Annotated in this window: 17 protein-coding genes; 9 read left to right on the top strand and 8 right to left on the bottom strand. The window is 63.6% G+C overall.

Annotation, left to right across the window (positions count from 1 at the left end; translation table 11 throughout):
• Positions 1-94 precede the first annotated feature (94 nt).
• Positions 95-1,018, bottom strand: coding sequence for a manganese-dependent inorganic pyrophosphatase (locus DM826_RS05180; protein WP_120102205.1), 924 nt, complete (start codon positions 1,016-1,018; stop codon positions 95-97).
• A 188-nt stretch (positions 1,019-1,206) separates the two neighbouring features.
• On the opposite strand from DM826_RS05180, the gene DM826_RS05175 reads away from it, so the two are divergent.
• From DM826_RS05175 to DM826_RS05155, 6 genes are all read left to right on the top strand, one after another.
• Positions 1,207-2,475: a TIGR00341 family protein gene (locus DM826_RS05175; protein ID WP_120102203.1), complete on the top strand. Its 1,269-nt coding sequence runs from the start codon at positions 1,207-1,209 to the stop codon at positions 2,473-2,475.
• A 51-nt stretch (positions 2,476-2,526) separates the two neighbouring features.
• A complete protein-coding gene (locus tag DM826_RS05170; RefSeq protein ID WP_120102200.1) occupies positions 2,527-4,482 on the top strand; it encodes a DEAD/DEAH box helicase in 1,956 nt (651 codons plus the stop codon).
• Positions 4,483-4,617: 135 nt separating this feature from the next.
• Complete coding sequence (locus DM826_RS05165) at positions 4,618-5,133, top strand: hypothetical protein (RefSeq protein ID WP_120102198.1); 516 nt, start codon at positions 4,618-4,620, stop codon at positions 5,131-5,133.
• A gap of 75 nt (positions 5,134-5,208) precedes the next feature.
• Positions 5,209-5,706, top strand: a complete 498-nt coding sequence (locus tag DM826_RS05160) for a LabA-like NYN domain-containing protein (protein WP_120102196.1) — start codon at positions 5,209-5,211, stop codon at positions 5,704-5,706.
• Positions 5,707-5,874 (top strand): hypothetical protein, encoded by a 168-nt coding sequence (locus DM826_RS13000; RefSeq protein ID WP_165853255.1) that lies wholly within the window; start codon positions 5,707-5,709, stop codon positions 5,872-5,874.
• A gap of 63 nt (positions 5,875-5,937) precedes the next feature.
• A complete protein-coding gene (locus DM826_RS05155) occupies positions 5,938-6,468 on the top strand; it encodes a PUA domain-containing protein (RefSeq protein ID WP_120102194.1) in 531 nt (176 codons plus the stop codon).
• An 18-nt stretch (positions 6,469-6,486) separates the two neighbouring features.
• On the opposite strand, the gene DM826_RS05150 is transcribed toward DM826_RS05155, so the two are convergent.
• The 5 genes from DM826_RS05150 to DM826_RS05135 all read right to left on the bottom strand — a co-directional run bounded on the left by DM826_RS05150 (position 6,487) and on the right by DM826_RS05135 (position 8,949).
• On the bottom strand, positions 6,487-7,485 hold the full coding sequence (locus DM826_RS05150) for a presenilin family intramembrane aspartyl protease PSH (RefSeq protein ID WP_120102192.1): 999 nt from the start codon (positions 7,483-7,485) through the stop codon (positions 6,487-6,489).
• A gap of 72 nt (positions 7,486-7,557) precedes the next feature.
• Positions 7,558-7,785, bottom strand: coding sequence for an H/ACA ribonucleoprotein complex subunit GAR1 (locus DM826_RS05145; RefSeq protein WP_120102190.1), 228 nt, complete (start codon positions 7,783-7,785; stop codon positions 7,558-7,560).
• Position 7,786: 1 nt separating this feature from the next.
• Positions 7,787-8,062, bottom strand: coding sequence for a signal recognition particle subunit SRP19 (gene srp19, locus DM826_RS05140; RefSeq protein ID WP_120102188.1), 276 nt, complete (start codon positions 8,060-8,062; stop codon positions 7,787-7,789).
• A 167-nt stretch (positions 8,063-8,229) separates the two neighbouring features.
• Positions 8,230-8,397 carry a hypothetical protein gene (locus DM826_RS12995; protein WP_165853251.1) on the bottom strand — a complete coding sequence of 56 codons (168 nt, stop codon included), beginning with the start codon at positions 8,395-8,397 and terminating at the stop codon, positions 8,230-8,232.
• A gap of 105 nt (positions 8,398-8,502) precedes the next feature.
• A complete protein-coding gene (locus DM826_RS05135; RefSeq protein ID WP_120102186.1) occupies positions 8,503-8,949 on the bottom strand; it encodes a CBS domain-containing protein in 447 nt (148 codons plus the stop codon).
• 122 nt (positions 8,950-9,071) lie between these two features.
• Between DM826_RS05135 and DM826_RS05130 the strand changes: the two genes are divergently transcribed.
• The 3 genes from DM826_RS05130 (at position 9,072) to DM826_RS05120 (ending at position 11,820) form a co-directional block, all read left to right on the top strand.
• A complete protein-coding gene (locus DM826_RS05130; RefSeq protein WP_120102184.1) occupies positions 9,072-9,992 on the top strand; it encodes an acyltransferase in 921 nt (306 codons plus the stop codon).
• A gap of 6 nt (positions 9,993-9,998) precedes the next feature.
• Complete coding sequence (locus tag DM826_RS05125) at positions 9,999-10,772, top strand: Nmad3 family putative nucleotide modification protein (RefSeq protein WP_120102181.1); 774 nt, start codon at positions 9,999-10,001, stop codon at positions 10,770-10,772.
• Positions 10,773-10,854: 82 nt separating this feature from the next.
• Positions 10,855-11,820, top strand: a complete 966-nt coding sequence (locus DM826_RS05120; protein WP_120102179.1) for a nucleotidyltransferase family protein — start codon at positions 10,855-10,857, stop codon at positions 11,818-11,820.
• 93 nt (positions 11,821-11,913) lie between these two features.
• On the opposite strand, the gene DM826_RS05115 is transcribed toward DM826_RS05120, so the two are convergent.
• Entirely contained in the window at positions 11,914-13,065 is a 1,152-nt protein-coding gene (locus DM826_RS05115; RefSeq protein ID WP_120102177.1) for a pyridoxal phosphate-dependent aminotransferase, read from the bottom strand.
• On the bottom strand, positions 13,062-13,466 hold the full coding sequence (gene ribH, locus DM826_RS05110) for a 6,7-dimethyl-8-ribityllumazine synthase (RefSeq protein ID WP_120102174.1): 405 nt from the start codon (positions 13,464-13,466) through the stop codon (positions 13,062-13,064). Before ribH ends, DM826_RS05115 begins: the two co-directional genes overlap by 4 nt.
• Between the last annotated feature and the right edge of the window lie 37 nt (positions 13,467-13,503).

Genomic DNA, 13,503 nt, shown 5'->3' with positions numbered 1-13,503 from the left:
CCCGCTGGTCGGCTGCCGGACGGTCTGGCTCACAACTGGCCATAGGTCGGGGATGACAGCGGATGAGTGTGCTGGTAGGCCCGTCGAAATCCGCTTATTTCAGGGCGTCTTCGACCGGCGGGACGACCTGTTTTTTGCGGGACATCACGCCCGGCAGGAACGCCTCCCGGTCGGTGAATGTCGAATCGAGGGCGTCGCCGACGGCCTCGGTGTGATCGCCGGCGATGAAGGCCGTCGACTCCTCTTCGAGCAGGTCGGTGACGAGCACGAGTAACACGGCGTAGCCGCGCTCGGCGACAACCTCGTCCATCGCCTCGATGACCGCATCGCGCTGGTCGAGGACGGTTTCGGGTTCGACGGTCTCGATCTGACCAATTCCAAGCACGTCGTCGCCGATGTCGTACTCCTTGAAATCCCCAAGCACCATCTCGCGGGGGCTTTTCTCGCCGAGTTTGCTCTTTTGGGCCAACAGTTCCTTGCCGTACTCCTCGTAGTCGACGCCAGCGATGTCGGCCAGTCGCTCGGCGACCTCACGGTCGGTGTCGGTCGTCGTCGGCGACCGGAGCACGACGGTGTCGCTGAGGAGGCCGCTGAGCAGCAGTCCGGCGGTTTCTTCGTCGATATCGACGCCGGCCTCATCGTAGAGCCCGGTGAGGATCGTCCCCGTCGAGCCGACCGGTTCGGCACGGAAGGAGATCGGATCGCCGGTCGTCACGTCGCCGATGCGGTGGTGGTCGACAACCTGGGTGATCGTCGCCTCGCGTGCGCCCGCGACAGTCTGGCTGTATTCGTTGTGATCGACGAGCAGCAGTTCCTCGTCGGTTGCGTCCTCCAGCAGCGTCGGCGAGTCGACGCTCCACCGATCAAGGACGAATTCGGTTTCAGGGTTGAGTTCGCCGGCGCGGGCGGCAACGACATCGGTGCCCTGGGCCTGTTTCAGGCGGGCGAGGGCGATCGCAGAAATGACCGTATCCGTGTCGGGCTGTTGGTGGCCGATAGCGTAGGTGGATTGTGACATGCCCGAGTGACGGCACTACAGTTGTAAGAACGTTCCCAAACGACCGCGCCGCGAGCTACGTAGATCCAGCCCGGCCGCCGGTGGCGTCGACACCAACACCCACGACTGTTTTACTCCCGGCTCCGAAACGAGCCTGTAGTGTTCACACCGAGTCGATCGAGAGGGCCGCCACCAACCAGCCATCAGCCATGCGCCTGATCCAAACACTCGTCCCGGAGGGGAAACGGCAGCTTGTCATCGAGTATCTGGAGGACGCGGAGATCGATTACGCGATGACAAGCGAGACCTCCCGGAGCGATTACAGCGACATCGTCTACATCCCGACCGATGTCGACAGCGTCGAGGGGATCCTCGATGAGCTCCGGGATGTCGGCGTCGAGCGCGACGGCTACATGATCGTCTCCGATGTCGAGACCATCGTCTCCGACCGCTTCGAAGAGCAGCAGGCCGACGATGAGGACGACGAGGAGACAAACGGCGTCGCCGAGGACGAACGGATCTCCAGAGAGGAACTCCAGACGAAGGCGCGAAATCTCTCCCGGAGCACCACCAACTACATCGCATTGACGCTGATCAGCGCGATCGTCGCCACCGCCGGGCTGCTGCAAGACAGCGCGGCGGTTGTCGTCGGCTCGATGGTGATCGCGCCGCTGATCGGACCCGCGATGGCCTCCTGTGTCGGCACCGTCGTCAGCGACGACGCGCTGTTCTGGGAGGGGATGCGCTCGCAGGCGATCGGCCTCGCGGTCGCGGTCGGCAGCGCGACACTGTTTGCCGCTGGCTATCGGGCCGTCCTCGCCCCGGAGCTTGAACTACTTCTTATTCAGCAGGTCGCCGAGCGCGCCCACCCCGGCCTGCTCTCGTTGGCGATCGCGCTGGGCGCGGGGATCGCCGGCGCGCTGTCGCTGACTTCCGGAGCCGACGAGGCGTTGGTCGGCGTCATGATCGCCGTCGCGTTGATGCCGCCGGCGGCGGCGGTCGGCCTCGGGATCGCCTACGTCGATCCGACGCTTGCGGTCGGCGCGGGTGTGTTGGTGTCGGTCAATCTGTTGTCGATCAACGTCGCCGGCGTGACGACAATCTGGGTGCGGCGGTACAAACCGACCCACTGGTACGATGAGAAAGAGGCCCGCCGGCTCACCGGACGACGGCTCCTGATCTTTGGGGTGTCGATCCTGATTCTCACGTCGTTTCTGGCGACCAGTTCGCTGGCAGCCCGCGAAAACGCCCAGTTCGAGACCGAGGTTGAGACGATCGCCGACGATGCAACCGAGAACCTGCTTGCTGTGGAGTTCACCTACGAGCCAAACCTCCTGACCCAACAGCCCGACACCGTGACAGTGCGTGTCTACGGTGAGAATCCACCGACAGCAGCCGCACTCAGGGAGCGTATCCGGGAGCGAACCGGCGTCGATGTCGGCGTGCGCGTTGTCACCGAGCAGATCAGCCGCGCCTGAGCCGGTTGGCCCGCATAGGCTTTTAGGGCAGTAGGCCGCAGGAAGCGATAGATGCAGGTCGATGCGTTGCCGCTTGCGATGCCACACGTCGCCCACTTCCAGCGACAGGGGATCGAAGAGCTGTACCCACCGCAAGCCGAGACGGTTGAGGCTGGGATCTGCGATGGCGAGAACGTCATGGCCGCGATCCCGACCGCCAGCGGCAAGACCCTAATCGCCCAACTCGCCATGCTCACCGCCGACGGGCCGGGGCTGTATATCGTCCCGCTGCGCGCCCTCGCCACAGAAAAACACGCAACCTTCAGCGAGCTGCCGGGCGTCGATGTCGGCATCGCCACCGGCGATTATGATTCGCCGGCCGCGGAACTCGCCGATCACGATATCGTCGTCGCCACAAGCGAGAAAGTTGACTCCGCCATTCGCAACGGTGCCTCCTGGGTCGACGACATCGGCTGTGTCGTCGTCGACGAAGTCCACCTGCTCGGCCAGGCGGATCGCGGGCCGACACTGGAGGTCACGCTGGCCCATCTCCGGCGTCTCACACCGGGTGTCCAACTGGTCGCGCTGTCGGCAACCGTGGCCAACGCCGACGAGATCGCCGACTGGCTCGGCGCGAAACTCGTCGAATCCGACTGGCGACCCGTCGATCTCCGCACCGGCGTTGCCGACAGCGACGCCATCACATACGATGACGAGACGTCCGACCCGCTCGGGATCGACGCCGCGGAACTACCACCGGATGCGGATCTCGACACCGAAACGACCGCCCAGCTTGTCGACGACGCCCTCGCCGACGGCGGCCAGTCGCTGGCGTTTGTCCGCTCCCGGCGGGAAGCCGAATCGCTCGCCGAGCGACTGCGCGGCGACGCTGACGATACCAGCGACACCACGCAGGCCGACCGCGAGGCCGTCGCCGACGAGATCGAAACCCTCGACGGCACCGTCACCGGTCAGCGGCTCGCCGACTGTGTGCGCGATGGCGTCGCCTTCCACCACGCCGGGCTCCGAAGCGGCCACCGCGCGCTTGTCGAGTCGGCATTCCGGAAGCGGACGCTGGATGCCATCTGTGCGACGCCGACGCTGGCCGCCGGTGTCAACGTCCCTGCCCGCCGGGTCGTCGTCCGCGACCAGCAACGCTACACCGGCTCGGGAACGGAGTGGCTGCCCGTCCTCGAAATCCACCAGATGTGCGGGCGGGCCGGTCGACCGCATCTCGACCCCTACGGCGAGGCGATCCTCGTCGATACCGACGACCCTGAGGCGTTGGCCGAGCGGTATCTCGGTACCGACCCCGAAGCCGTCGAATCGAAGCTGGCGAGCGAGGCCGCGCTGCGAACCCACGTGCTGTCGATTATCGCCTCCGGCTTCGCGGAGACCGAATCCGGAATCTTGGACGTACTGGCGGCGACGTTTTACGCCCACCAGACACCCGTCGACGACCTCGCTGGCATCGTCGCCGCCGTCATCGAGGAGTTGATCGAGATGGGGCTGGTCGTCCGTGATTCGGGCGACAACGAACCAACGGACGGTAACGTCCTGGCGGCGACCGAGATCGGCGCGACCGTCTCAACGCAGTACATCACCCCCGAAACCGGGGTGCGGATCGTTGAGGGACTGCGGACAGCCGGAGAAATGGCCGAGCCGACCGCGCTCACCGCCTTGGAGATCATCTGTGACACGCCGGATATGCACGATACCTATCTCGGCAACGAGGAGCGGGCGGCGATCTACGAGTACGCCCGCCAGCACGCCGACGAGTTCACGACGGCGATGGGCGACGCCGAGGACTTCGAGCGATGGCTTGAGGCGGTCAAAACCGCCCGGATCCTCGCGGAGTGGAGCGAGGGCGCCACGATCGAGACGCTCGTCGAACGGTATCGCCTCGGGCCCGGTGATCTTGATTCACGGATCGAGCGCGCCGACTGGCTGTTGAGCGCGGCCGACGCCGTTGCCGACGTGCTTGGGGTCTCGTTGCCGGCGATCAGCCGCGTCCGCACACAGCTCTAAGCTTGGTGAGTCGCCGTCGGGAAGACGAGGAGAGTAGTATCTCAATACTATTTCTTTGACGATCCGGCAGACTGCAGCCCGATCGATCAGTTCTTGGGAACTTATTTATGCGTTCCAGCGGAGCTATCTGTATCCGTGTCGAACAACCGATCCGCCGTTGGGCATCTCGGCGGCGGGGACGCTCCGCCCTGCAAGCAGCCCTTAGAGGTCATCGAGACCGAGCAGGGCTATGTCTGTCGTGAGTTCCGGCGCACCCCCGAGGAGGCGACGATCTTTTCGGTTCACCGCCGGCGGATGGAGGCGATGGCGGCCGCCTCAGATCGGTTGGAGGCCGACCGCCACCCCTGTACGCTGCGGTGGGATTCAGCAACAAGCGTCGGCGATGTCTACTGGAACGATCTGTTTAGCACGCTGCGGGTCACCTACAGCCAGCTGTTGAAAAAATGGCTCGTCGTCCCCGAGGGCGAACGCTACGTGTTCGGCTCCGCAAGCGCGGTCAAACAGGCCTACGAGTACGGCAAACAGGCCCAAGAGCAGTTTGATTTTAAGGAATTGGCGGTGCACGCACGAGACGGGTCGATCGAGAAAACCGTTGAACACCCGTTTCTTCGAGAGTCGATCACCGACGCGAACGTGAAATTCAATCGCTGAGCCCGAGAGCGGCCGAGGGGAGCCGACCGACCAGCGGTGCGACAGGCTCAACACGCCGGCCGGTCGTGGATCGATATGACCGACATTCACCCTGATCAGCGGGTTGCCGTGCTCGCTGACTCCCAGAACCTGTATCATACGGCCCACAGCGACTACTCACGGAACATCGACTACGAGGGGCTGTTGACCGAGGCGGTCGCCGGCCGCGAGTTGACCCGGGCGATCGCCTATGTGATCCGGGCGGACGCACCCAACGAGGAGGATTTCTTCGACGCGCTCGTCGACATCGGCTTCGAGACCAAGATCAAGGCGATCAAGACGTTTGGTGACGGCAGCAAGAAGGCCGACTGGGATGTCGGGATGAGCCTCGATGCGATCACGCTGGCCGACCACGTCGACACGGTTGTGTTGTGTACCGGCGATGGCGACTTCTCGCGGCTCTGTTCGCACCTCCGTCATGAGGGCGTCCGCGTTGAGGTGATGGCCTTTGGCTCCTCGACAGCTGAGGAGCTGATCGACGCGACAGATGAGTTCACCGATCTCGCCGACAACAAAGAGCAGTTCCTCCTGTAGATGCCCACAAGCACCCAGATTGAGGGGCTTGCCCTCCCGTTTACGTTCGGCGTGGCGATCGGCCTTGCACTCGGCCGAACCCTGCTCCAGAGCACGCTCGCCGGCGTCGCCATCGGGCTTGTCCTGTTCGCGCTGTTGGCGTGGGTTCGGCAGCGACTCGTTTCATAGCTACACCCGGTATCGTCGCCACAGACAACCCCGCTTTTGTACGCCCGACGAGACACCAACTGTATGAGCGATGAGGCAGCCAGCCGGGGGGCGACACCCCCAAGCGACGAGACACCCGACGACAGCACTCACGACCGCGGCCTCGATGAACTCCGGACGATTGCCGACTACCAGTTCGGTGCCGGCGCGGGCGCGGTACTGTTCCCACCCGGCGAGGCCATCGAGATCCGCCGCTCCAGCAGCGGTCGCCCGCGGCAACTTGTTGCCGACGGCAACCGCCTCGTTTCTTACGGTGTCGACGGCCGATTCACGCTCGGCATCGCCGGCGGTCGGCGACTGGCGGCGGCCTTCGATCGACCGCGATGCCGTGTCGTCGTCGGCGACGACTCCGAGCCGTTTGTGCGGGAGGGCAAGAACGCCTTCGCCAAGTTCGTCAGCGAAGTCGACCCCGAGATCCGACCCGGCGACGAGGTACTTGTTGTCCACGAGCGCGGCGACCTGCTGGCGGTTGGGCGGGCCGAACTCTCGGCGGACGCGATGGCTGATTTCGACAGCGGGATGGCGGTCAAAGTGCGGGAAGGCGTCGACAACTGATGGGGTGCTAACCGCGAGTCAGAGGAATCCAGTGATCCCGACCGCTTCAGCAAGCGGGATGCCGACCCACAGCGCGCCAAGTAGATAGCCACCGATCGCGCCGCCGTTGAGCAAGGGTAGGCCGGCATGCGGTTTCCCTTTCATTACCATCGACATGAGCACGAACAGTCCAGCGAGCGTGCCGACCAACGAGAACAGCGCAGGCGTGTTGAGTTCGATAACAGGCACGGCGTACTGCGGGGCCGACGAGAAAAAGGCCGCGCTGGCGACCATCACACCAGGGATCACGGCGTCGCCGAGGCCGATAAAAAAGGCCTCGCGCTCGTCGTCGCCGGGGGCGATGTCATCGCTCGGATCGGTATTTTCGTCGTCTGTGTCGTCAGCCTCGTTGGCATCATGCTCACCAACGTCGTCGCTATCGCCGTCCGCGTCGTCGCCAACGTCGTCCAACAGTGAGTACGACCACGATAGTGGGATCACGAGGATGACAGGGATTCTGAGATCCATGACGCCATCTGCGAGATCCAGCATGTGTTCGGTTTTGTAGACGCTGATGGCGTCGTAGACCGCCAGCACCGACAGCAGGACGATCGCCGGCAGGAGTCCAAAGGTAATACCGAACAGGCCTGCCGCGCCCGCACCCATCAACACCCCGGCGGTGTCGACGACGTACCACTCAGGGTAGACCCACAGCCCGACGGCGATGCCGGCACCGAGAACTGCGGCAACGCCGGGCGGAACAATCGCGCTGAAGACGTACCACGAGAGCATCCCGCTGGTGGCGACAATGACGACGCGGACGACCCAGTCGAGATCATACTTGAACGCCGCCAGAAAGAAGACCGTCGCGACCAACACCGCCCCGATATAAAACAGGCTGTTGGTCGGGTCGCTCGGATCCTCGACCGGCTGATAGCCCTGCTGGAAAAACGTCTCCACCAACGCGAGCGCGCCGAGCTGGACGAGGAGGAACAACACGACGGCGACGGCGACGCCGCGATACTCCCGGGGGAACATGGTCGCCTTTGGACGGTGGGGGGTTTGGCCGTTGTGTTTGCAGCCCGACCTGAGAAAACGGGGTTGGTGGTGCTACTCTGCGTACAGCGTCGTCCCGACCAGATCCGTCAGCGACGCGCTATCGGTCGGTGTGATCGCCGCATACGGGCTGGCAACCGGGCCAAAGATGTCGACGATCCGGCCGACCGTCGACAGCGACTCGTCGATTACCATCAGCCCGATGTCGGGCGTATCCTCAGTATCGAGGGCGACGATCCCGAGACCTTGGGCGGTTTTGTCGACAGTGCCGATCCGCTGCATCTTACTCCCGGAGGACGCCGAGATAGGCACCGACGGCCTGGACAAGATCGTTTTTCGTATCCTCTGCGCCCGTGACGAGTACGCGACCGCGTTGCTCGATGGCTCGGGGATACGTCTTGTCGCGTTCGATCACGGCGTCGTAGCCGATCTGCTGGACGGCGGTGGCGATCTCGTCAACAGCGGGTTCGTCGACCGCGAGATCGGTTGCGACCCGCCGCCCCTCGGATCGCGTCAGGTCGGCGTCAAAATACGCCGGCCAGAGTACGTTTTCGACCATACCCAATCAAGACGGGGCCGAGGGTAATACCGTTACGACTACTGTGCCGCGTGTCTGACGGCGGAGTGAAAGTGGTGTTGCGTCGGCCCGTCGGCTCGTTGGCTGGCGATTTCGAGCAGAAGCTGAGGGGTTCAGAGGCCAGATGAGAGAGGGGTGCAGTGGGTGTGTTAGCGGCGCCACAGGTAGCCGGCGACACCAATAACGCCGACCAACAGCGTCGCCAGCGTCCAGTAGCCGGGATCAGTGTCGGTGCGACGGCCATGGATGACCACACCGACCGCAAGCAACGTGTGGGCGACAACGGTGATGCCAAGAACGGGTGGCAGTGATATCATCGACCGCCTCCGCGGTTGACGTGCAGTGTTTCAATTGTGGGGTGCGAGTACATGCCCAATCGATATCGGTCGAGACAGTTAGCCGGTCTGTTTTGGCTGCTGGGGCTACTCTTCGGAGAGTTGCCAATCGTCAGGATCGTGGAGGCCCCGTCCACGTTCGATCTGTCGAACCTCCTTGAGGAGGTCGCTGTGGGCACGAACAATGTCGGTCATCGTGAGAATCCCCTGAAGCTCCAACTCCGAGACGACGGGGAGCTTCTTCACCCCATCATCGACCATCCGGTCGGTGGCAGTTCTGATCGTCGTCGTCGGCTCGATAGTGGCAAGCGGGTGGCTCATCGCCGCTTGTGCCGACACCGCCGAAAAGGGTTTGTCGGCGGCATAGCCGACCAGTAGCGCGTCGGATTCGGTGACGATCCCGGTTGGCGTCCCGTCGTTCGTGATGATGACACTCCCGACCCGCTCCTCAAGCATGCGCTTGGCGACGGTCCGCATATCGGCCTCGATCGGGGCAGTCACGAGGTTAGTTGTCATCAACTCACGGACGAGCATTGTGTGATATTATATCGCAAGGTAGAAAACTGATTCGCCGTCTCTCTCGGTGACTCGGATGGTGGAGCCGGTAACACCCACACAACCGAATCCATTTATTTACTCGTAGGCAACGCACGCCAATGACCAAGCGACACGTCTCCCTGCCGGCCGCGGCGGCCGACGGGGTTGATCGCTTTATCGAGTCGGTGGATGAACGGCTCTCGGGGCCGGAAGATACCTGCGAGGTCGTCACCGACGTACTCGTCGATCTGTTCGGCGATCGGGAGGCCTACGAGGCATGGCAGCGTGGCGAGGACGTCTCGCCAGCAACCCGGGTTCGGCTCCAAGGGTATGACCCCTGTAACGCGACACTGGAATCGGAATACTATGCCGAGAAAGACGAAGACCGATTCGAGGAATCAAAACATCTCCAGTGGCTCTGGCGACAGTTCGACGCGACGCCGATGGCCGACAACGTCGCCTTCGCGCTGCAGTTCCGCCAGATGCTCGCCAACCACCTCTTCGATGAGTGTGGCGACAACTGCCGATTCTTCAAGGGGATCACGTTCACCTACGGCCACAACATCTCGATCGGTGACAACGTCGTCATCCACGACGATGTCCACCTCGACGACCGCGGGAAACTGACCGTCGGCGACCGCGTCTCCATCTCCGATGGCGTCCACATCTACAGCCACGATCACGATCTGGTCGACCAGACACATATTGACAACTACCATACAATCATCGACGACGACGCCCGCGTCACCTACGATGCGATGGTGCGGGCCGGCTGCCGGGTCGGCGAGAACGCAGTGGTCGGCGCGCGAGCAATGGTACAAGGCGACGTGCCGGCCCACCACGTCGTCGTCGGCACCCCTGCCAACAGCGTCAAGATCAAACCCGGCTGGGAGGCGGTCGCTGAGCCGATCGATGATGGCCGACTCCCGAACCGACAGGACGACCGCGAGATCGATCACGAGATCGACGACGAGGTCGAGATCTTTGATGAGTTCCAGCGGACGCTGTCGCCGCCGGACGCGCCGCCGGCGCGTGAGTAGGTAGTCATGGCCCGTGCCCTCGCCATCAACGTCGCCGCCAACACGAACCTTCCGGGCGTGAGAGGGCCGATCTATCCCGATGGAAGCTTTGTCTACCTCCCGATTCCCGAACGCGAACCGATTGATCCGGCCGCAGAGGTGCCAACCTACGACGACCTGCAGGCCGAGCTTTCACCGCTCCCGTTCGAGTTGCCGAGTGAGAGCCGCGATACCTCGGTGCATCTCGACCCCGAGTTTGCGGGCTATCCCTGCTGTGAAAGCTATACCTACGGCGACGAACATGGGGTCAAGGCCGGCCCGATCAGCGAGTTGCAGCCGGGCGACTCGTTGTTCTTCTATGCGACGCTGACGCGCCACGAGCCGCCCGCAGAGGTCGACACCGCCCCGGCTGTTGAGTGGGTCGCCCCGGAGTGGGGGGCGTATCTGATCGGCGAATTTCGGGTCGCCGAGGTGCTCGATAGCGACGCCTGCGGATCGTTGTCGCCAGCCGAGAAGGCGGCGTTCGCCAGCAACGCCCACTACAAGCGTGCCGAGTTCGACGCGAAGGTGTTGGTTCGTGGGGGCGACGAGTCACGACTTTTCGATCGGGCGGTGCCGCTGAGCACGCCCGACGCCGGGGCAACAGCCAATCGGATCGTCACCGAGCTCTCAAACGACTCCGGGGCCGGGCCGTGGTGGCGACGACGGCTGTGGTTCGACACCGAGGCAACGACGAGGCTGAGATCGATCACCGCCACAGGCGACGACAGCCGACCGATCGCCGACCGGCTCGACCGCTGAGACGAACAGCCGGCAGCGGTGAGTGTTACGGCATACCATGACAATAACAGAGTATAAGTCACCGGCGGTAGCTTGTCAGTTTATGGACGCAATTGTTCTTGCAGGTGGCTATGCAACGCGAATGTGGCCGATCACGCGGAACCGACCAAAGATGCTGCTGCCGGTCGGCGACACCACGGTGATCGACAAAACGCTCGCCCAACTCGACGACAACGACGATGTCGAGGACGTGTATATCAGCACCAACGAGCGGTTCGCCGCCGACTTCAAGAACTACGTCGACGAGCAGGGCTACGAGAAGCCCGAACTCTCCGTCGAGGACACCAGCGACGAGGACGAGAAGTTCGGCGTCGTCGGCGCGCTCGCCCAACTGATCGACCGCGAAGGCCTCGACGACGACCTGCTCATCATCGCCGGCGACAACATGGTCGGCTTCGATATCGAGGACTTCGTCGGCTTCTTCGAGGACAAGGAGTCGCCGGTGCTGGCGGCCTACGATGTCGGCGACCGCGAACGCGCAAAATCCTACGGACTGGTCGAACTCGACGGCGACGAGGTCATCAACTTCCAGGAGAAGCCCGACGAGCCGAACACGACGCTGGCCTCGATCGCCTGCTACGCCTTCCCGGCGGACGTACTGCCGAAATTCGATACCTACCTCGCCAACGACGAGAACCCCGACGAGCCCGGTTGGTTCCTCCAGTGGCTGCAGGATCGCCAATCCGTCTACGCCTTCACCTTCGAGGACGTGTGGTTCGACATCGGCGAAGCCGCGGCCTACCTCGATGCCGTCGACTGGAAGCTCGGTGGCGAGCCGAAGATCGCCGACAGCGCGACCGTCGAAAACAGCGATCTCAACGGCTCAACGCACGTCATGGACGGCGCGACCGTCAAGAACGCGACGCTGACGGATACGCTCGTCTTCCCCGACGCCCACGTCGAGGACGCCGAACTTACCGACACGGTCTTCGACGAGAAGGCAACCGTCGAGGGGATCGACCTCACCGAGAGCCTGATCGGCTCCTACAGCGTCGTCGCCGACGAGTAACGCGGCTCCCGTTTTCCGATTTTTTCGAGGCGAGAAGCGTAGCGAGCAGAAAGAAGCGACAACCGCTGGCGGCGATCGTGGTACGAACCCGGCTTACAGGAAGCCGCCTTCGACGAGGCGGTCGACCGCTTCACGGAGTCGCTCTTCGCTGGCAGCGTAGGAGATGCGGGCGTAGCCCGGCGCGCCGAAGGCACTGCCCGGGACGGTGGCGACGTGGGCCTCCTGAATCGCCTCCTCACACCACGTCTGATCGTCGTCATCGACGGGGATCATCATGTAGAACGCGCCGTCGCCGACCGGGACATCGACGCCGTGCTCGGCGAAGAGGTCGGCCAGCATGTCGCGTCGCTCGCGGAAGGCCTCACGCATCTCGACGACCGAATCATCGGTGCGCTCCGAGAGCGCTTCGATCCCGGCGCGCTGGACGAAGTTGACCGCACAGGACACCGAGTGCGAATGGAGTTTGCCGGCCTGATCGATGAGATCCTGTGGGGCGTGGATGTAGCCGAGCCGCCACCCAGTCATCGAGAACGCCTTCGAGAAGCCGTTGAGCGTGATCGTGCGGTCTTCCATCCCCGAAAGGGAGCCCAGCGCGGTCTGTTCGACGCCGTAGGTGATCCGCTCGTAGATCTCATCCGAAATGACCGCAAAGTCGTGTTCGACCGCGAGATCGCGGACGCCTTCGAGGGCTTCGTCGGAGTACACGGCTCCAGTGGGATTCGACGGCGAGTTGACGACGAGGAGCTCGGTGTCGTCGGAAACGGCGTCGGCGAGGTCGTCGAGGCCTGGTTCGAGTTGGAAGTCGTACGGTGAGAGATCGACGCGGTTGAGCGAGCCACCGGAGAGTTTCACCATCGCCTCATAGGACACCCACGCCGGATCAAGCAAAACGACCTCGTCGCCATCGTCGATCAGGGTGTTGATCGCCTCATAGAGGCCTTGTTTTCCGCCAGGGGTGACGATGATCTCGTCGGCGTCGGCGTCGACGCCCTGGCCGGTGAGTTTGTCGGCGAGGGCTTCTCGGAGTTCGAGAATCCCGTTCGAGGACGTGTAGCCGGTGTGGCCGGCGTCCATCGCTTCCTTGCCGGCCTCGACGATGTTCTCGGGGGTCGGGAAGTCAGGCTCGCCGACCGAGAGATCGACGACGTCGATCCCCTCGGCTTCAAGCTCACTGGAGAGGTTGCTGATCGCCAGCGTCGCGCTCGGTTCAACCCGCTGAACGCGGTCTGCGAACTCCATGTTCATGGTAGTACCTTGACCATGTCCACGGCGGCGTTTACCGCTTCCGCTCCTTTCTGTTCGCGCTCGCGGGCTTCCGCGCCGCTCATCCCCGGGCCGCTGACGCCGAAGGTCACCGGCGTATCCCGGTCAAGGCTCACGTCGGTCAATCCCTGTGCGGCGGCGTCGGCGATGACCTGATCGTGGTCGGTGTCGCCGGTGACGATCGCACCGATGACAGCGACAGCGTCGATGTCCTCGCGGCGAGCGAGGCGGTCGGCCGCCAGCGGCGCGTCGTAGGCCCCTGGCACTTCCAGTACCTCACTGAGCTCGGCGTCACGCTCGGCGGCGGCGTCTTCAGCGGCCGCCTGCATCTCGGTGGTGACCGCGCTGTTGAATTGGGCGACCACCAGTCCTAAACTGGGCATGAAGGGAGGTCACTCGGTTCGGCAAAAGAACTACCGT

Source organism: Halonotius aquaticus, assembly GCF_003605575.1.
GTDB lineage: Archaea > Halobacteriota > Halobacteria > Halobacteriales > Haloferacaceae > Halonotius > Halonotius aquaticus.
The sequence above is the reverse complement of the archived record's forward strand: the minus strand, read 5'-3'. Positions and strand labels throughout refer to the sequence as shown.